The following is a 19,190-nucleotide window of genomic DNA, read 5'->3' on the forward strand; positions in this document are numbered from 1 at the left end:
CACCATGGCCGCAGGCCAACAGGGCGATCTCACCCCGGAGACGCTTAGTGTTTGAAAAAATCCTCATTGCCAATCGGGGCGAGATCGCCCTGCGGGTGCAGCGTGCCTGCCGCGAACTGGGTATCAAGACGGTGGTCGTGCACTCCGAGGCCGACCGGGAAGCCAAGTACGTCAAGCTGGCCGACGAGTCGGTCTGCATCGGCCCTGCCCCCTCCGCCCAGAGCTACCTGAACATTCCGGCCATCATCTCGGCCGCCGAAGTGACCGACTCCCAGGCCATCCACCCCGGCTACGGCTTTCTTTCCGAAAACGCCGACTTCGCGGAGCGCGTGGAGTCCTCGGGCTTCGTCTTCATCGGCCCCCGGGCGGAAACCATCCGCCTCATGGGCGACAAGGTTTCCGCCAAGGACACCATGAAGGCGGCCGGCGTCCCCTGCGTCCCAGGGTCCGAGGGCGCCCTGCCGGAAGACCCCAAGGAAGTCGTCCTCATCGCCCGCGCCATTGGCTATCCGGTCATCATCAAGGCGGCCGGGGGCGGGGGCGGACGGGGCATGCGCGTGGTGCATACCGAGGCCGCCCTGGTCAATGCGGTGCAGATGACTCGCCAGGAGGCCCAGACCGCCTTCGGCAACCCCACCGTGTACATGGAAAAGTATCTGGAGAACCCTCGCCACGTCGAGTTCCAGGTGCTCGCGGACACCCACCGCAACGCCATTTACCTGGGCGAGCGCGATTGTTCCATGCAGCGTCGCCACCAGAAGGTGATCGAAGAGGCGCCGGCTCCCCTCATCCCGGCCCGCCTCATCCCCCGTATCGGCGATCGCTGTGCCGACGCCTGCCGCAAGATCGGCTACCGTGGGGCCGGCACCTTCGAATTCCTCTACGAGAACGGCGAGTTCTACTTCATCGAGATGAATACCCGGGTGCAGGTGGAACATCCGGTCACCGAAGCCATCACCGGCGTCGATATCGTCCAGGAGCAGATCCGCATCGCCGCCGGCGAGAAGCTGCGCTACCGCCAGAAGGACATCAGCACCCGGGGGCACGCCATCGAATGCCGCATCAACGCCGAAGATGCCTTCACGTTCACCCCATCTCCCGGCAAGATCACCTTCTACCACCCCCCCGGCGGCCCCGGCATCCGGGTCGATACCCACATTTACCAGGGTTACACCGTTCCGCCCCATTACGATTCCATGGTGGCCAAGGTCATCGCCTACGGCGACACCCGGGAGCAGGCCATCCGCCGCATGCGCATCGCCTTGTCGGAAATGAGCATCGAGGGCATCAAGACCAATATTCCTTTGCATCAGGAACTCATGCAGGACGCGCACTTCATCGAAGGCGGCACCAGCATCCACTATCTGGAGCAGAAGCTGGCCCAGAAGAGCGAGGTCAAGGGCTGACCGGGGTAACCCCCCTGGACAGCCCCTCTTGCGGAAGCCCCCGATGCCTTGGCTGAACGTCAGTTTTGCCGCCGATGCAGCCCATGCCGAGGCGCTCTGCGACGCGCTGCTCGACCTGGGTGCCCTGTCGGCCGGAATCGAGGATGCCGACGCCGGCACCCCCCTGGAAAAGCCCCAGTTCGGCGAGCCGGGTTCCCCCACCACCCCGCTCTGGGAGCACTCCCGCATCACGGCGCTTTTCGAGGCCGATGCCGAGGTGGGCCGACTGCTCGCCGCGGCGGCGGCGCAGGCGGGGCTGACCGATGTTCCCGTGCCGACCGTCACCGCCGTCGCCGAGCAGAACTGGGTTCAGCTCACCCAGGCCCAGTTCGAGCCCATCCGCGTTTCCGGCCGCCTGTGGATCGTGCCCTCCTGGCACGAGGCGCCCGACCCGCAGGCGATCAACCTCATCCTCGACCCGGGCATGGCCTTCGGCACCGGTTCCCACCCCACCACCCGGCTCTGTCTTGAATGGCTGGAGCGGCAGGTGAGTCCCGGCGCCTCGCTCCTCGACTACGGCTGCGGCTCCGGCATCCTGGCCATCGCTGCGGCCCGCCTGGGCGCCGCGCCCGTCGCTGGCGTCGACATCGACCCCCAGGCGGTGGAGGCCGCCCGCGCCAACGCCCAGCGCAACGCCGTCCAGGCCCGCTTCGAGGATTCCGCCGCTCCCATCGCGGGCGAGTATGATCTCGTCGTGGCCAATATCCTCTCCAACCCCCTGCGTGTCCTGGCCCCCGCCATCTGCGCCCACGTGCGCCGCGGCGGGCACCTCGCCCTGTCCGGCATCCTGGCCGAGCAGGCGGCGGAGATCATTGCCCTCTACTCCGCCTGGATTCCCCTCGCCATCGCCGACACCCGTGAAGGCTGGGTCTGCCTCAGCGGAAGCAAGCCATGAAGCCGAGCGCCGCCCTGCGCGCAGCCCCCGTGAGGCCGCCGGCATGATGCGCACCGCCTGCCCGCTGTGCAGTACGGTGTTCCGGGTCACTCCCGAGCAATTGCGCGTTCGGGCGGGCAAAGTGCGCTGCGGCCACTGCCAGGGCGTCTTCAACGCCCTCGAAAGCCTGGTCGACGCTCCGGTCGCCGAACCCGCGCCCTTCTCGGCGGAAGCAGCGGCCGCCCCGGAGACGGAATTCACGCCCGCCCCGCCGAGCGAACATTCGTTTGCGGAGCGCTCGCCGTTTCACCCCCCGGTATACGAACCTCCCCCTCCGGACGAGAAATACCTCCCCGCCGGCAACGAACTCCCCGCGCCAGAACACGAAGCCTCCCCTGCAGGCCCTCAGCCTCCTTCCGCCGACACGGAGGTGGAGCCCCCCGCGGAGCCCCCCGCCGAAACCCCCGAGGAATCCGCCCAGGCCGCCCGCGAAGCGGGCCTCGCCGCCGCCCGGGAACTGGCCGAGACTCCAGGCTATAGCCGCTGGTCGGCTGGCGCCCTGGCCCCAGACCCCCAGGGCGGGCTGGTGTCAGCCACACCCCGGCGGCCGGTATGGCCCTTCGCCCTGGCTGCCCTCGTCCTCGCCACGGCGCTGGCCGCCCAGATCGCCCTGCATTGGCGCACCGAAATCGCCCAGCGCTTGCCGGCCAGCCTCGCCCTCTACGACGCCGCCGATCTGCCTGTACCGCTACCCCGGGTCGCCGACCTGGTCAGCATCGAGGCTTCCGACCTGCAGGCCGACAAGGCCAGCGGCCTGTTGATCCTGGCGGCCACCTTGCGCAATCGTGCTGCCTTTCCCCAATCCTGGCCCGCCCTCGAACTCACCCTGACCGACGCCCAGGATGCCGTCGTTGCCCGCCGCGTGCTCAACGCCGCCGACTATCTCCCGCCCCAGGCGGACCCGCTCGCCTTCGCCCCCGGTGCCGACACCGCGGTCAAGCTCTGGATCGACGCTCGCGAGGCAGGCGCTGCCGGCTACCGTCTTTACGTTTTCTATCCCTGACCCCCCAAACCATGTCCACCCTCATCTGCGGCTCCCTCGCCTTCGACAACATCATGGTCTTTCCGGACCGTTTCAAGAACCACATCCTGCCGGAACAGATCCATATCCTGAACGTCGCCTTCCTGGTGCCCGAGATGCGCCGCGAATTCGGCGGCTGCGCGGGCAACATCGCCTACAACCTGCAACTCCTGGGGGGCGATCCGCTCATCATGGCCACGGTCGGCGACGACGCCACGCCGTACTTCAGCCGCCTGGACAGACTGGGGCTGTCCCGACGCATGATCCGCCACGTTCCAGGCAGTTTCACGGCCCAGGCCTTCATCACCACCGACCTGGACGACAACCAGATCACCGCCTTCCACCCCGGCGCCATGAGTTTTTCGCACCTCAACAAGGTGAGCGCCGCCAGCGACGCCACCCTGGGCATCGTCGCCCCGGACGGCCGGGAGGGCATGCTGCAGCACGCCCGGGACTTCGCCGCGGCGGACATCCCCTTCATCTTCGATCCCGGCCAGGGCATGCCCATGTTCAGCGGCGACGAACTGCTCGATTTCATGCAGCTTGCCGACTACGCCTGCTTCAACGACTACGAGGCCAAGCTGCTCTGCGACCGCACCGGGCGCAGCATCGAGCAACTGGCGGGGGAGGTGCGCGCCCTCATCGTCACCAAGGGCGGGGCCGGCTCCGAAATCCACGCCGACGGCCGGCGCCACGACATTCCCTGCGTCGAGGCCGAGGCCATCGTCGACCCCACCGGCTGCGGCGACGCCTACCGCGCCGGCCTGCTCTACGGTCTCGCCCAGGGCTACGACTGGCCCACCACCGGCCGCCTGGCCGCCGTCATGGGCGCCCTCAAGATCAGCCAGCGAGGTGGCCAGAACCACGCGCCGGCCCGGGAGGAAATCGCCGAGCGCTACGCCCGGGCCTTCGGGTCGCGCCCCTGGCAGAACTGACGCAACAGCCCCGTAACACTCCGTCCACGGCCATGTAACGGCGCTCTCCTACAGTCCTTCCCCAGACAACCAAGGGGAGTGACATGGAACAACTCGAGCAACACCTGCCCAGCCGGGCGCGCAGCGCCCGGCCCCGGCTTTCGGTGGGCCTGGCCCATGGCGAAAGCGAGATTCTCGACGCCCAGCGTTTGCGCTACCGCGTCTTCGCCGGGGAAATGGGAGCCCGCCTGACGACGCGCACGCCGGGCGTCGATAGCGACCTGTACGATCCCTACTGCGCCCATCTCGTGGTGCGCGACGACGACAGCGGCGAGATCGTGGGCACCTACCGCATCCTGACACCGGAAAACGCCCGTCGCATCGGCTATTACTCGGAAAACGAGTTCGACCTCACCCGACTGCAACATCTGCGTCCCCGCCTGGTCGAAATCGGCCGCTCCTGCGTTCATCCGGACTACCGGACCGGTGCGACCATCGCCCTGCTCTGGTCCGGACTCGCCCGCTTCATGACCGACAACGGCTACGACTACCTGATGGGCTGCGCTTCCGTGAGCATGGCCGACGGCGGCCACGGCGCGGCCAGTCTGTATAATCGCCTGGAGAAGCACAGGGGGCCTGCGGAATACCGCGTCTTCCCGCGCTGTCCCTTGCCCCTGGCAGCCCTGAAGCAGGACGTGCCGACCGAGACGCCGCCCCTCATCAAGGGCTACCTGCGGGCCGGCGCCTGGATCTGCGGCGAGCCGGCCTGGGACCCCGACTTCAACACCGCCGATCTGCCCATCCTCATGCCCATGGCCCGGGTGGAAGGTCGGTACGCCAAACACTTTATTGGACAGCAGGACTGAACGCCACTCCGCTCCTCCTACGCCACCTTCGGCTCCTGCACCTTGCCTTGCTCATGGCCCTGGGTATCGCCATGGTCGCCTGCGTCTATCCTCTCAGCGGCGACCGGCTGCGGCAGCGCTTGCGCCGCTGGTGGTCGCGCCGTGTCCTGGACGCCCTCGCCGTCGAAGTCGAAGCGGACCTGAGGCACGGGCGGCCGGGCAGCATGCTGGTGGCCAATCACATTTCCTGGCTGGACATCTTCGTCATCAACGCCAGCCTGCCGGCGGCCTTCGTGTCCAAGGAGGAAGTGCGCCACTGGCCGGTCGCCGGCTGGCTCGCGACCCGCAATGACACCATCTTCCTGAAGCGGGGCAGTCGCGGCCACGCCCGCCTCATCAACCAGGAAATCGCCGCGGTTCTTGCCCGGGACAAACTCGTGGCCGTCTTCCCCGAAGGCACGACCACCGACGGCACCCATCTGCTGCACTTCCACGCCGCCCTGATCCAGCCCGCCCTGGCCGCGGGCCGGCCGGTGGTGCCGACCGCCCTCTCCTACTGGGAGCCCGACGGTGAGCGCAGCCTGGCGCCGCGCTACAACGGGGACATTTCCCTGGGCGAATGCCTGCAGAACATCCTCTCGCGCAAGCGCCTGGTGGCTCGTCTGGTGACGGCGCCGCCCCTGGGCCGGGACGGCGCCGACCGCCGCGTCGTCGCCGCGGCCGCGCGGGAGGCGATCAGCCGAGGGGCTGCGCTTCCCCCGCCGAGCACCCCACCTGGAAGACCTGCCGATCCTCCAGACGCAGCGCCGTCAGATGCCCCCCCCACAGGCAACCCGAGTCCAGCGCCAGAAGATTTGGCAAGAGCCTGAGGCCCAGGGCCGACCAGTGCCCGGTGACCAGAACACTGGCGGCGCTCTGCCTTCCCGGCACCTCGAACCAGGGCAAATGACCGGGCGGCGCAGCAAGCGCCTCGCCCTTGGTATGGAATTCCATGACGCCCTCGGGGGTGCAGAAACGCAGGCGGGTCATCGCATTGACGATCACCCGCAGGCGCGCCCAGCCCGTCAGTTCATCGGACCAGGCGGCGGGCTCACTGCCCCAGAGGTTGAGGATGAAGTCGCGGTAGGAGGGCCCACGCAGAGCGGTCTCGACCTCCGCCGCAAGTTCCAATGCCCGCGCTGCGGTCCATTGCGGCAGCAAGCCGGCGTGGACGAGGCCATACTCCCCCGCGCAATGGAACAAGCGCTGGAAGCGAAGCCAGTGTAGAAGCTCGCCGCAGTCGGGGGCGTCGAGGATCTCCTGCAGGGTATCGTCCTTGCCGCGGAACTTGGCGCCCCCCTCAGCCACCATCAGCAGGTACAGATCGTGGTTGCCGAGCACCGTCACCGCCGCCTCGCCCAGGTCTCTGACGAAGCGCAGGGTCTCCAGGGACCGCGGCCCCCGATTGACCAGATCCCCCACCAGCCACAGGCGGTCGGAGGCGGGGTCGAAGGCACAAAGATCGAGCAGTCGTCGGAAGGAGTCGAAGCACCCCTGGATGTCACCGACGGCGTAGGTGGCCATTACTCGACGGTCACGCTCTTGGCCAGATTGCGCGGTTTGTAGCTCCGGCCGGCCGCTGCCGCGGCCTTAACCTGGCGTTGCCAGCTTAGCCTGCGCTGCAAAACGCGGATTCCCAGGGTGGTCACCGCCGTCACTCCACCGTAACGCTCTTCGCAAGATTGCGCGGTTTGTAGCTCCGGCCGGCCGCTGCCGCGGCCTTAACCTGGCGTTGCCAGGTTAGCCTGCGCTGCAAAACGCGGATTCCCAGGGTGGTCACCACCGTCACTCCACCGTAACGCTCTTCGCAAGATTGCGCGGTTTGTCCACATCCGTCCCCTTGACCAGGGCTGCGTGGTAGGAGAGCAGTTGCAGGGGGACGACGTGGAGGATGGGGGAGAGTTCGCCGTAGTGCTCGGGCAGGCGCAGGATGTGGACGCCTTCGGATTCGGGGATTTCCGAATCGGCATCGGCGAAAACGTAGAGTTCGCCGCCGCGGGCCTTCACTTCCTGCAGGTTGCTCTTGAGCTTTTCCAGCAGGGTGTCGTTGGGGGCAACGGAGATGACCGGCATTTCCCGATCCACCAGGGCCAGGGGACCGTGCTTCAACTCACCGGCGGGGTAGGCCTCGGCGTGGATGTAGGAAATTTCCTTCAGTTTCAGCGCGCCTTCCAGAGCAATGGGGTAGTGACGGCCGCGACCGAGGAAGAGGGCGTGATGCTTGTTGGCGAACTTCTGCGCCCAGGCTTCGATTTCCGGCTCCAGTTCGAGCACCTTGTTCACCGCCACCGGCAGGTGGCGCAGGCGGTCGAGGTAGGAGGCTTCCGCTTCCGGGGTGAGGCGGCCGCGCACCTTGGCCAGCACCAGAGTCAGGAGAAAGAGGGCCGCGAGTTGCGTGGTGAAGGCCTTGGTCGAGGCGACGCCGATTTCCGGGCCGGCCCGGGTGATGAAGCGCAGGGCCGATTCGCGCACGATGGCCGATTCAGGCACGTTGCAGATGGCCAGGGTACGCAATTGCCCGAGGGACTTGGCGTGGCGCAGGGCGGCCAGCGTGTCGGCGGTTTCGCCGGATTGGGAAATGGCGACCACCAGCTGATCCGCGTCGGGCACCGAGTCGCGGTAGCGGTACTCGCTGGCGATTTCCACCGTGCAGGGCACGCCCGAGATGGCTTCCAGCCAGTAGCGGGCGGTGAGTCCCGAGTGGTAGCTGGTGCCGCAAGCCAGGATCAGGATGGAGCGGGCGCCGGCCATCACGTCGGCCGCCTCGGCGCCGAAGATGCCCGGCTGGATGCTCTTGCTGCCGCCGACCATTTCCAGGGTGTTGGCCAGGGCGTCGGGCTGCTCGAAGATTTCCTTCTGCATGTAATGGCGGAACTTGCCCAGTTCGACGGCGTCGGCCGAAAGCTGGGAAACCGTCACCGGCCGATCCACCGGCTGACCGCCGGCCTGGACGATGCGCACCGATTCCGGGGTCAGTTCGGCGATGTCGCCATTTTCCAGATAGACCATGTTGCGGGTGACCTGGAGCAGGGCCGAGGCGTCGGAAGCGGCGTAGTTGCCGCCCTCGCTGCGCCCGAGCAGCAGGGGAGAACCCTCCCGCGCGACGACCACCTTGCCCGGCTGACGGCGGTCGATGACGGCGATGGCGTAGGCCCCCACCAGACGGGACGTGGCCTGCTGCACGGCCTTGAAGAGGTCCGGTTCGCGCTTCAGGGTTTCCTCGACCAGGTGGGCGATGCTCTCGGTGTCGGTGTCCGAGGTGAAGGCGTAGCCCTTGGCGGCCAGTTCCTCGCGCAGCGCTTCGTAATTCTCGATGATGCCGTTATGCACCACGGCGATGTGGCCCGAGACGTGGGGGTGGGCATTGCGTTCGCTGGGGGCGCCGTGGGTCGCCCAGCGGGTGTGGGCAATGCCGGTGGCCGAATGGGTGGCCGCCGACAGGGATTCGAGTTCCGCCACCCGGCCCACGGATCGGATCCGGTCGATGCCGCTGGCGCCGATGACCGCCAGGCCGGCGGAATCGTAGCCCCGGTACTCGAGCTTCTTCAGGCCCTCGATGAGGACGGGAACGATATTGTTGCCGGCTGCTGCCGCGACGATGCCGCACATAGGGGATCCTTATACCTTGTAGTAATCGCGATACCAGGCGATGAAGCGCCCCACCCCTTCCTTGACCGAGGTGGCCGGCGCGAAGCCGACCCATTGGTCGAGGAGTGCCGTGTCGGCGTAGGTGGCCGGCACGTCGCCGTCCTGGAGAGGGAGAAGATTCTTTTCGGCGGTGCGTCCCAGGGCTTCTTCGATGGCGCCGATGAAGTCCATGAGGGGCACGGGATTGTGGTTGCCGATGTTGAAAACCCGATAGGGCACGTTGCTGGTGGCCGGGTCGGCCTCGTCGGACACGTAGGCCGGGTTGGCTTCGGCGATGCGGTCGGTCACCCGGATGACCCCTTCTACGATGTCGTCCACGTAGGTGAAGTCGCGCTGCATCTTGCCGTAGTTGAAGACATCGATGGGACGCCCTTCCAGGATGGCCTTGGTGAACAGGAAAAGCGCCATGTCGGGCCGCCCCCAGGGGCCGTAGACGGTGAAGAAGCGCAGGCCGGTGGTGGGCAGTCCGTAGAGATGGCTGTAGGTATGGGCCATCAGTTCGTTGGCCTTCTTGGTGGCGGCGTAGAGGCTGACCGGATGATCGACGCTGTCGTGCTCCGAGAAGGGCATGCGGGTGTTGCCCCCATAGACGCTGGAACTGGAGGCATAGACCAGATGCTTGACCGCGTTGTGGCGGCAGCCTTCGAGGATATTCACGAAGCCCACGATATTGCTATCCACGTAGGCGTGGGGATTCTGGAGGGAGTAGCGCACCCCGGCCTGGGCGGCGAGATGGATCACCTTGTCGAACTTTTCCTCGGCGAAGAGCTTTTCCATTCCCGGCCGATCGGCGACGTCCAGTTTCACGAAGCGGAACCCGGGCTGGCCGGTCAGGCGCTTCAGGCGGTTTTCCTTGAGGCTGACCTCGTAGTAGTCGTTGAGATTGTCGAGGCCGACCACTTCGTCGCCCCGGGCCAGCAGGCGCAGGGAGGTGGTCATGCCGATAAAGCCGGCCGCGCCGGTGACGAGGATTTTCATGAATTGAACCTATGGGAAGGGATGCTCATTTTACCGCAGCGCAGCATTGTCCCCGCGACTGCCCCCACCCGGTAGCGGGGAGCAGGAATGGTGAGCCGAAGGGTTTCGCAGGCCGGGGACATTTATAATCTGCGCTTCGCAAGATTTTCGGACCCGCCATTTTATTCGCCGATGAATATCCTGTTGGTGAAAACTTCCTCACTCGGCGACGTGATCCACAACCTGCCGGTGGTCAGCGATCTCCTGCGTCGCCTGCCGGACCCGGTGATCGACTGGTGCGTCGAAGAGAGCTTCGCCGGCATCCCGCGCCTCCATCCCGGCGTGAGACGCATCATTCCCGTGGCGGTGCGGCGCTGGCGCAAGACCCCTTTCTCCCCGGCAACGTGGCGGGAAATCCGGGCCTTCCGGGAACGCCTGCGTTCCGGTGCCTACGACGTGGTCCTCGACACCCAGGGGCTCATCAAGAGCGCCCTCATCGCGCGCCAGGCCCGCGGTCCGGTGTGCGGCTATTGCGCTGAAGCGGCCCGGGAACCCCTCGCCGCGCGGTTTTACGACGAGACCTTCGCCATCCCCAAATCCGCCCATGCCGTGGATCGCAACCGCTGGCTTGCTGCGGCGGCCTTCGATTACCCCGGCGACCTGCCCCTGGATTACGGCCTCAGACCGCCCCCCTTCGCCGCCGATTGGCTGCCCCCGGGCCCCTATGCCGTGCTCCTCACCGCCACCAGCCGCGACGACAAGCTGTGGGATGAAGCCAGTTGGAAGCTCCTCGGCCACGAACTGGCTTTCCGGGGCCTGCGGGCCGTCCTGCCGGCCGGGAACACCGTCGAACGGGAACGGGCCGCGCGGCTGGCATCGGGGATCCCCGATGCCGTGGCAGCGCCTTCCCTGGGGCTCGACGCCCTGGCCGGGCTGCTTGCCGGTGCCCGGCTGTGCGTCGGCGTGGATACGGGCCTGACCCATCTGGCGGCGGCGGTGGCCGTGCCCACCGTGGCGCTGTACACGGCCACCGCGCCGGAACTGACCGGCGTGGTCGGAACTGCCTTCTTCCGCAACCTCGGCGGCCCCCGCCTCCGGCCGACGGCCCAGACGGTGATCGACACCCTGGCACCGGTGCTGGCTTGACGGCCATGGGCCGACCTCCGGCAGCGGCGCCCTCGCGATGAAGCCAATAGCGTCGGCAGCCGCCGCCCTCGCCCCCAGCCCCGTTCCCGCGACAGGGTGGCGCGCAGGGGCGGACACAGCCGTACTGCTTCCTTGATGGCACGCCTCGTCTGCCTCCTGCTCTGGCTGGCTTCGCCCCTGGTCTGGCTGAGGCTGCTGTGGCGCAGCCGGCGGCAGCCCGAGTACCGGCTTGCCGTCGGCGAGCGTTGGGGCTTCTATCCCCGCCGGGGGGAACGCCCGCTTCTCTGGGTCCACGCCGTGTCGGTGGGGGAGACCCGTGCCGCCCAGCCCCTGGTGGAGGCCCTGCTGGCCGCCCATCCGGACCACGACCTCCTTCTCACCGCCATGACCCCCACCGGACGGGCGACCGGACGTGAGTTGTTCGGCGACCGGGTGCTGCAGGCCTTTCTGCCCTACGACTATCCGGGCGCCGTGCGCCGCTTCCTGAAGCACTACTCGCCCCGACTGGGCATCCTCATGGAAACGGAAATCTGGCCCAACCTCCTGGCCGAGGCCCACAGGCAGGGCATCCCGGTCGGCCTGGTCAATGCCCGGCTCTCCGAGCGCTCGGCAGCGGGATACCGCCGCTTCGCGCCACTGTCCAGGCCAGCCCTGGCGGCGCTGGCCGGCGTGGCCGCCCAGACGCCGGCGGACGCCAGCCGGCTGGCCGCCCTGGGTGCCCCCTCGGTCACGGTATGCGGCAATTTGAAATTCGACGTCACCCCCGACCCGCAGCGCATCGAACTGGGGCGCCAGTGGCGAGCGGCCTTCGGCCAGCGTCCCGTCTGGCTCGCCGCCAGCACCCGGGAGGGCGAAGAAGCCCTGCTCCTGCCCCTGCTGGATCGCCTGCCACCGCAGGCACTGCTCATCCTGGTGCCCCGCCATCCCCAGCGTTTCGACGAAGTCTCCCGCCTGGCGCGGGAGTTGGGTGGTGGCACCGCGCCAGGCCGGCGCAGCGCCGGCCTGCCGGGGCCGGAGACCCGCATCTGGATAGGTGATTCGATGGGCGAAATGGCCGCCTACTACGCGGCGGCGGACCTGGCCTTCGTGGGGGGCAGCCTCTTGCCCCTGGGGGGCCAGAACCTGATCGAGGCTGCCGCCTGCGGATGCCCGGTCCTCATCGGCCCCCACACCTTCAATTTCGCCCAGGCGACGGAAGACGCCATCGCTGCCGGCGCTGCCCGGCGCGTCGCCGACGGGGAAGCCCTGGTTCAGGCTGTCGCCGGCCTCCTGGCCGCGAGGGAAGCGTTGGCGGCCATGCGGGAAGCCTGCGGCCGGTTCAGCGCAAGCCACCGGGGTGCGACCGAACGCACCCTGGCGCTCATCGAACGGTGGCGGGGTCGAGGAGCGCGTTGGCCTGAGCCAGATCGTCCTCGCCCAGCGCCCCCACCGCAGCCTTGAGCTTCAACTGGGCCATGAGGGTGTCGAGAGCCGCCCTGGCAAAGTCGCGGCGGGTCTGATAGACCTGATTTTCGGCGTTGAGGACATCGATGTTGATGCGCACGCCAACCTCGTACCCCAGTTTGTTCGACTCCAGGGCCGACTGGGAGGAGAGCTTGGCCGCCGCCAGGGCCCGCAGTTGCGCGAGGCCATTGACCACCCCGAGGTAGTACTGTCGCGCGGCCAGAATCGAGGCCCGGCGGGCGGCTTCCAGGGCGGCCTGGGCTGCGGCCCGGTTGGCCACGGCCTCGCGATCCCGGGAAAGCACCAGGCCTCCCTGGAAGATGGGGAGGGAAAGCTGCAGGCCGATATTGCGGAAATCCGTCTCCAGGGAATTGGAGGGCACGCCGGAGGTCACCGAGTTGTTGCGCCCCGCGTTGGCCACGACGTCCAGGGTCGGGTAGTGGCCGGCCCGCTGCTTATCCACTTCCAGTGACGCGATTTCGGCATTGGCCTGCTGAATCTGGACGGTGATGCTGCCGCTCTCCGCCGCCTCGACCCACTTGGACATTTCGGCCGGAACCGGGGGCAGGAGCTTCGCCTCGGCCTTCACCTGGGCGAGCGTCCCGGGCTCGCGGCCGATAATGGCCTGCAAGGCGCGGCGACGCACTTCGAGATCGCTCTGGGCACCGATTTCCTGGGCCACGGCCAGGTCGTAGCGCGCTTGCGCTTCGTGCGTATCGGTAATGGTCGAGGTGCCGACCTCGAAATTCTTCTTGGCGGATTCGAGCTGCTGGGCGATGGCGGTCTTGTTGGCTTCCAGGGCGCGAAGATTCTCCTCGGCATAGAGGACGTCGAAGTAGGCCTGGGCCACCCGCAGGATCAAGTCCTGACGCGCCTGCTGCAACTGGGCCTCGGCCAGGGCCGCCTGATACTTGCCCTGACCGTACTGCACCCAGTTCTGCCAGCGGAAGAGCGGCTGGCTGAGGGTGGCGGTGTAACTGTTGCTGTTGTAGCGCGGCTTGACGGTATTGCTGCCCACGCTCAGTTCATTTTCGTTCCACACCGTGGTGCCGGAGAGGGTTAGGCTGGGCAGCAAACCGGCACGCCCCTGGGCAAGCTTTTCGCGCCCGGCGTCGGCGGTGGCGCGGGCGCCGGCATAGGTGGGATCGTTATCCTGGGCCTCGCGATAGACTTGCAGGAGATCCGCCGCAAAGGCCGGACCGGCTGCCAACAGGGCGACGCAGGCCATTCGGCGCAGCAGGGTCATGGGCAGGCTTGGCAACGGACCGCGCTCCGTTTCTTCAGTAACGGCGCATGGCCGGGTCCACGTCCTGGGCCCAGACATCGACACCGCCCTGCAGATTGTGGACACGGCCAAAGCCGTTCTTTTCCAGATAGAGGGCGACCTGCAGGCTGCGGCCACCATGGTGGCAAATCACCACCGTGTCCCGGCCCGGGTCGAGTTCAGCGATGCGGGCGGGAATTTCGCGCATGGGGACCAGACAGGCCCCCTCCAAGTGGCAGATTTCGTACTCCGCGGGTTCCCGCACGTCGAGCAGAAGGGGCGCCGTCCGGGAAGCGTCGGCGAGCCAGTCTGCCAGTTGGCGCGGAGTGACTTGCAGCATCAGAAGCTGAAGCCCGCCGGGGTAGGCGCTTGCAGGGCGGGGATGACGGTCTCGAACAGATTGACCGTGTTGTAGACGCCGCTTGCCGTACAGGTCACCAGTTGCGCCTCCATGACCGGCGCCTCGCCAACCACGGCTGCCAGCCGGCCACCAACGCGCAATTGCTTGAGCAGCGCCTCCGGCAGGGACGCAAGGGCGCCGGAAACGACGATGACGTCGTAGGGACCGCGGTGAGACCAGCCTTCGGCACCGTCCCCGGTCTCGACCGCCACGTTGGCGACGCCGGCCCGCTCCAGGTTACGGCGCGCCTGCTCGGCCAGCTCGGGAACGATTTCCACGCTCACCACATGCTCGGCGCGGGCCGCCAGCAGAGCAGCCATGTAGCCGGACCCGGTGCCGATTTCGAGCACCTTGTCGGTCTTCTTGACTCCCAGTTCCTGCAACAGCCGGGCCTCGACCTTGGGGGCCAGCATGACCTGACCGTGGCCCAGGGGAATTTCCAGGTCGGCGAAGGCCAGCGCCCGATAGGCCCCGGGAGTGAAATCCTCACGCTTGACGACGAAGAGGAGATCGAGGACGGCCGGATCCAGGACTTCCCAGGGCCGGATTTGCTGCTCGATCATGTTGAAGCGTGCTTGTTCGATATTCATGGGGCGCTCCGCAGGCTATATATTAGAACAACCTAATATGGCAGGGGTGACAAAGCGCGATTATAACGCAGGAGCCAGCAGGCCCCCGCGCAGCAATTCCAGGTGGACGTCGAGGTAGGCCCTCGGCTCCTGGGACGCCAGGCGACAATGGGCCAGCGAGTGCCGCCAGATGACGAGCATGAGCATGGGGGCGATGACCACGTCGATGCAGGCGGGGATGTCGAGGCGGCGGAATTCGCCGCAGGCCATCCCCCGCTCCAGGACCGCCGCGAACAGGCGGCGGCCGCGCAGGACCACGTTTTCGTAATAAAACTGGGCGACCTCGGGAAAATTGCGCGCCTCGGCGATCATCAACTTGGGAATGCCCGAATACGGCGTCTCGCCGACCATGGCCCACCAGTTTTCGATCAGGCGGCGCAGGAGATCGCTGGAACTCCCCCTGTGCCCGGCCACCAACCCCTCGAGTTCGGCCAGCGCGGGCACCAGTCCTTCCTGGATCACGGCCTTGAACAGGGCGTCCTTGCCCTCGAAATACAGGTAGAGGGTGCCCTTGGAGACGCCGGCCCGGGCGGCGATGTCTTCGAGCCGAGTGGCGGCGTAACCCTTTTCGACGAACAACTCCAGCGCGGCCGCGGTCAGTTCGCCGGGACGGGCTTCCTTGCGACGTTTGCGAGGGGGGGCGGAGGCGGGCATGGCAGATAATGACCGAAGGGTCATCAACCTACCATCGCCCTTCCGCGAGGGTCAACGGCCTTCCTTGATGAGCCGCCCCCCCAGGGGTTGCACCGGCCGTGCGTTGTGGCGGTAAAGCCGGGAAAAGATGGCCACCTGATCCTGGGACACCTGCACCGGCTGCTTGAGGACCAGCCACAGGACGCCCTCGCTGCACGGCGGCGTGGTGAGGGATCCCATGTAAGTGTAGTAATTGCGGTTTTCCGGCAGCAGGGTGTTGAGGTCGATGGACTGGGCGACGTTCACCTCCTGCTGCCGCTCCAGGGGGAGGTTGTTCCACAGGGTCTGGACGAAGGCGTTTTCGCTGCCTTTCTCCAGGAGCACCGCCACCACCGCCAGCTTGCCGTCGTCGGAGCGATGCACCAGATGGACCACCATGTCGAAGCCCCGGCCGTTGATCTTCTCTTCCGCCGGCTTGTGGAAGTGGAACTGGACCAGTTCGTAACTCTTGCCCCCGAGGCTGATGGCCCCGCCGTACTGAGCCACCTGGATGGTGTGGCCGTTGTCGATGATGCGGAAGGGCGAGGGTTTGTAATCGAACTTGATCGCCTCCAGGTCGACCCGGATGCCTTCCCGGATATCGATGGGCGACTGGCGCTGGCCGGTGGCGCAGAGCGTGTTCTTGGCATCCAGCCTGGCCCAGTTTTCCGGCCCGCCCTCACCGTCGTAGCTCCAGTGGATGTCGTGGTGCGCCGCGCCGCCATGGGCCGCCCGGGGCTCCCGCACCGCCAGCACCCTGGCCGAAGGCTGGGAGGCTGCAGCGTGCGGGGGTTGCGGCGTTGGCTTGGGAGCGGGCGCCGCATGGGCCTCGGGCTTGGGCGCCGCATGCTTTTCGGCTGACTTGGCCGCAGGCGCGGCAGCCGGTTTCGCCGCGCCCTCCTCGCTCGGCCGCAAGGTCGGCTTGGGGGGAAGGATGGACACCGGCCGGGCGGCGGGCTTCTTGGCGCTCTCGGCCGCCTCGGCCTTGGCGACTTCCTTCTTGAGCATTTCCTCGTTGGCCTTTTTCAACTGGCCGGCAGCCTCGTTGGCCTTTTCTGCCACTTCCCGGGCGTCGGGCTTGGGAGGGCGGCACACGTCGCGCAGAACCTTGTCGTCCACCGTTCCGCTGCGCACGGGGAGTTCCGCGGCCTTCTGTTCCTCTTCCCGCACGAGCTCGGTTTCGCTTTTGCGCAGCACGCGCTTCAGGGTTGCCGCGCTGCGGGAAGCGCAATCGTAACGGGTGGTCGCTTCGATGATGCGGTAGGGATTACCCGAAACCGGATCGACGAGTTCCTTTTCGAGGACCACGCGGCCCACGGCCGTCACCTTGCCGGCCTCGTCCCGTTTGATGGTCGTGCGGTCGATTTCGATGCGCTTGCCGGCTTCGGAAGAAATCACCTGCCAGGTCGGCGCGGCGACAAGCGCCGCCGGCAACAGCACGGCCCAGGCCAGGACGAAATGGCGGCTCATACGATGGTCCCTCTTCGGTCTTTTTTTGTCTGCAATGGCGCTGCGATTCTACGCTCGCAGCCCCTATTTCGGCCGCTTTGGCCCAAAGCTTGAGGCTTTCCGGGCGAACCTTGCATTGCGGATCGCTTTCCAGTAACTTCGACCGATTCGTTAGGGGTGCCCCGCCGGGCTGAGAGAGTCCCTTCGAACCTGAGCGGGTCATGCCGGCGTAGGGAAACGAATCGTTCGCTTCTTGCCCGCAGTGCCCCCGCCCCCCCTGCAAGGAGCCCCCATGAACGCCAAGGATCAATTCGTCGCCGCCCGCGCCCACGTGGACGAAGCGGCGGTCCAGCCCCTCCCCAATTCCCGCAAGATCTACGTCGCAGGTTCCCGCCCGGACATCCGCGTCCCGATGCGCGAAATCGCCCAGGCCGACACGCCCACCGCCTTCGGCGGCGAGAAGAACCCGCCCATCTTCGTCTATGACTGCTCCGGCCCCTATTCCGACCCCGCAGCCCGGATCGACATCCGCTCCGGCCTGCCGGCGCTCCGCGCCGCCTGGATCGCCGAACGCGGCGACACCGACGAACTGGCCGGCCTGACTTCCGAATTCGGCCGCCAGCGGGCCACCGACCCGGCTCTGGACGAACTGCGCTTCCCCGGCCTGCACAGGAAGCCCCTGCGCGCCAGGCCGGGCGCCAACGTCAGCCAGATGCACTACGCCCGCCGCGGCATCATCACCCCGGAGATGGAGTTCGTCGCCATCCGGGAAAACAACAACCGCCGCGCCTACATCGAAGGCCTCAAGGCCTCCGGCCCCCTGGGCAACAAGCTCGCCGACCTCCTCGGCCGCCAGCACCAGGGGCAGAATTTCGGCGCCAGCATTCCCGAGGAAATCACTCCGGAATTCGTGCGCAGCGAAATCGCCCGCGGCCGCGCCATCCTGCCCAACAACATCAACCACCCGGAAAGCGAGCCGATGATCATCGGCCGCAACTTCCTCACCAAGATCAACGCCAACATCGGCAACTCGGCCCTGGGCTCCTCCATTCAGGAAGAAGTCGAGAAGATGACCTGGTCGATCCGCTGGGGCGGCGACACGGTGATGGACCTGTCCACCGGCAAGAACATCCACGAGACCCGCGAGTGGATCATCAGGAACAGCCCGGTGCCCATCGGCACGGTGCCCATCTATCAGGCCCTGGAAAAGGTCAATGGCAAGGCCGAGGACCTGAGCTGGGAAATCTTCCGCGACACCCTCATTGAACAGGCCGAGCAGGGCGTCGACTACTTCACCATCCACGCCGGCGTCCTGCTGCGCTACGTGCCGCTCACCGCCAAGCGCATGACCGGCATCGTCAGCCGCGGCGGCTCGATCATGGCCAAGTGGTGCCTCGCCCATCACCGGGAAAGCTTCCTCTACACCCATTTCGAGGACATCTGCGCCATCATGAAGGCCTACGACGTGGCCTTCAGCCTGGGCGACGGCCTGCGTCCCGGCTCCATCTACGACGCCAACGACGAAGCCCAGCTAGGCGAACTGAAGACCCTGGGCGAACTCACGGAGATCGCCTGGAAGCACGACGTCCAGGTCATGATCGAAGGCCCCGGCCATGTGCCCATGCACATGATCAAGGAGAACATGGAGCTCCAGCTCGAATGGTGCAAGGAAGCGCCCTTCTACACCCTGGGACCACTCACCACCGACATCGCCCCCGGCTACGACCACATCACCAGCGGCATCGGCGCCGCCATGATCGGCTGGTACGGCACCGCCATGCTCTGCTACGTCACCCCCAAGGAACACCTGGGCCTGCCCGACAAGGACGACGTCAAGGAAGGCATCATCACCTACAAGCTGGCGGCCCACGCCGCCGACCTGGCCAAGGGCCATCCTGGCGCGCAGATCCGCGACAACGCCCTGTCCAAGGCCCGCTTCGAGTTCCGCTGGGAGGACCAGTTCAACCTCGGCCTGGACCCGGACAAGGCGCGCGAATTCCACGACGAGACCCTGCCCAAGGAATCGGCCAAGGTCGCCCATTTCTGCTCCATGTGCGGCCCCCACTTCTGCTCCATGAAGATCACCCAGGACGTGCGGGACTTCGCCGCCGCCCAGGGCCTCGATGATGCGGAAGCCCTGGAGAAGGGCATGGAGACCAAGGCGGTCGAGTTCGTCCAAGCCGGCGCCGAGGTCTATCGCAAGGTCTAGTGGTCCGCTTCGCAATTAACGAAACATGAAAGCTTGTCTTTGCGCTCCTGGCGTTGTTGCTCATCCTCGCGATAGCTTCGGCTATCGCTGCCGAGGTTGCCAACTGCGGCGCCTAGCCAGAAACGCAAATCCGGCGCTTTCATCGTGTTCCGCCAATTACGAAGCAGACCACTAG

16 protein-coding genes, 1 pseudogene and 1 riboswitch are annotated in these 19,190 nt (G+C 66.8%); of the genes and pseudogenes, 9 read left to right on the forward strand and 8 right to left on the reverse strand.

Annotation, left to right across the window (positions count from 1 at the left end; all coding sequences use genetic code 11):
* Window positions 1-47 precede the first annotated feature (47 nt).
* From accC to IPM73_15115, 6 genes and pseudogenes are all read left to right on the forward strand, one after another.
* On the forward strand, window positions 48-1,406 hold the full coding sequence (gene accC, locus IPM73_15090; protein MBK8919328.1) for an acetyl-CoA carboxylase biotin carboxylase subunit: 1,359 nt from the start codon (window positions 48-50) through the stop codon (window positions 1,404-1,406).
* Between the two features lie 43 nt (window positions 1,407-1,449).
* Window positions 1,450-2,340, forward strand: coding sequence for a 50S ribosomal protein L11 methyltransferase (gene prmA / locus IPM73_15095; protein ID MBK8919329.1), 891 nt, complete (start codon window positions 1,450-1,452; stop codon window positions 2,338-2,340).
* A 43-nt stretch (window positions 2,341-2,383) separates the two neighbouring features.
* Window positions 2,384-3,382 (forward strand): DUF3426 domain-containing protein, encoded by a 999-nt coding sequence (locus tag IPM73_15100; protein ID MBK8919330.1) that lies wholly within the window; start codon window positions 2,384-2,386, stop codon window positions 3,380-3,382.
* Between the two features lie 11 nt (window positions 3,383-3,393).
* Window positions 3,394-4,335: a carbohydrate kinase family protein gene (locus tag IPM73_15105; protein ID MBK8919331.1), complete on the forward strand. Its 942-nt coding sequence runs from the start codon at window positions 3,394-3,396 to the stop codon at window positions 4,333-4,335.
* A gap of 83 nt (window positions 4,336-4,418) precedes the next feature.
* On the forward strand, window positions 4,419-5,180 hold the full coding sequence (locus tag IPM73_15110; GenBank protein ID MBK8919332.1) for a GNAT family N-acetyltransferase: 762 nt from the start codon (window positions 4,419-4,421) through the stop codon (window positions 5,178-5,180).
* 53 nt (window positions 5,181-5,233) lie between these two features.
* Window positions 5,234-5,887, forward strand: a pseudogene (locus tag IPM73_15115) (1-acyl-sn-glycerol-3-phosphate acyltransferase).
* Window positions 5,888-5,894: 7 nt separating this feature from the next.
* On the opposite strand, the gene IPM73_15120 reads toward IPM73_15115, so the two are convergent.
* From IPM73_15120 to IPM73_15130, 3 genes are all read right to left on the reverse strand, one after another.
* The gene (locus IPM73_15120) at window positions 5,895-6,722 is read right to left on the reverse strand and encodes a symmetrical bis(5'-nucleosyl)-tetraphosphatase (protein ID MBK8919333.1); all 828 of its coding nucleotides are present in this window, start codon (window positions 6,720-6,722) and stop codon (window positions 5,895-5,897) included.
* 261 nt (window positions 6,723-6,983) lie between these two features.
* A complete protein-coding gene (gene glmS / locus IPM73_15125) occupies window positions 6,984-8,807 on the reverse strand; it encodes a glutamine--fructose-6-phosphate transaminase (isomerizing) (GenBank protein ID MBK8919334.1) in 1,824 nt (607 codons plus the stop codon).
* A gap of 9 nt (window positions 8,808-8,816) precedes the next feature.
* Complete coding sequence (locus IPM73_15130) at window positions 8,817-9,824, reverse strand: NAD-dependent epimerase (protein ID MBK8919335.1); 1,008 nt, start codon at window positions 9,822-9,824, stop codon at window positions 8,817-8,819.
* Window positions 9,825-9,995: 171 nt separating this feature from the next.
* On the opposite strand from IPM73_15130, the gene waaC reads away from it, so the two are divergent.
* Together waaC and waaA are read left to right on the forward strand one after the other, a co-directional pair.
* Complete coding sequence (gene waaC, locus IPM73_15135; protein MBK8919336.1) at window positions 9,996-10,949, forward strand: lipopolysaccharide heptosyltransferase I; 954 nt, start codon at window positions 9,996-9,998, stop codon at window positions 10,947-10,949.
* A gap of 135 nt (window positions 10,950-11,084) precedes the next feature.
* Window positions 11,085-12,389, forward strand: a complete 1,305-nt coding sequence (gene waaA / locus IPM73_15140) for a lipid IV(A) 3-deoxy-D-manno-octulosonic acid transferase (GenBank protein ID MBK8919337.1) — start codon at window positions 11,085-11,087, stop codon at window positions 12,387-12,389.
* Here the strand turns inward: waaA and IPM73_15145 are convergent.
* Genes IPM73_15145 through IPM73_15165 form a run of 5 tightly spaced genes read right to left on the reverse strand, consistent with a single transcriptional unit; the run spans window position 12,310 to window position 16,827 of the window.
* On the reverse strand, window positions 12,310-13,638 hold the full coding sequence (locus IPM73_15145; protein MBK8919338.1) for a TolC family outer membrane protein: 1,329 nt from the start codon (window positions 13,636-13,638) through the stop codon (window positions 12,310-12,312). The genes waaA and IPM73_15145 overlap by 80 nt on opposite strands.
* Before the next feature lie 34 nt (window positions 13,639-13,672).
* Entirely contained in the window at window positions 13,673-13,996 is a 324-nt protein-coding gene (locus IPM73_15150; protein ID MBK8919339.1) for a sulfurtransferase, read from the reverse strand.
* Complete coding sequence (locus tag IPM73_15155) at window positions 13,996-14,646, reverse strand: protein-L-isoaspartate O-methyltransferase (protein ID MBK8919340.1); 651 nt, start codon at window positions 14,644-14,646, stop codon at window positions 13,996-13,998. Before IPM73_15155 ends, IPM73_15150 begins: the two co-directional genes overlap by 1 nt.
* Window positions 14,647-14,706: 60 nt before the next feature.
* Complete coding sequence (locus IPM73_15160; protein MBK8919341.1) at window positions 14,707-15,339, reverse strand: TetR/AcrR family transcriptional regulator; 633 nt, start codon at window positions 15,337-15,339, stop codon at window positions 14,707-14,709.
* Window positions 15,340-15,390: 51 nt separating this feature from the next.
* Entirely contained in the window at window positions 15,391-16,827 is a 1,437-nt protein-coding gene (locus IPM73_15165; GenBank protein MBK8919342.1) for a carbonic anhydrase family protein, read from the reverse strand.
* A 142-nt stretch (window positions 16,828-16,969) separates the two neighbouring features.
* A riboswitch (TPP riboswitch) is annotated at window positions 16,970-17,059 on the forward strand.
* A 39-nt stretch (window positions 17,060-17,098) separates the two neighbouring features.
* Here IPM73_15165 and thiC point away from each other — a divergent pair.
* The gene (gene thiC, locus IPM73_15170; protein MBK8919343.1) at window positions 17,099-19,015 is read left to right on the forward strand and encodes a phosphomethylpyrimidine synthase ThiC; all 1,917 of its coding nucleotides are present in this window, start codon (window positions 17,099-17,101) and stop codon (window positions 19,013-19,015) included.
* The last annotated feature ends 175 nt before the right edge of the window (window positions 19,016-19,190 follow it).

Source organism: Betaproteobacteria bacterium (genome assembly GCA_016720065.1).
GTDB lineage: Bacteria > Pseudomonadota > Gammaproteobacteria > Burkholderiales > Rhodocyclaceae > SSSZ01.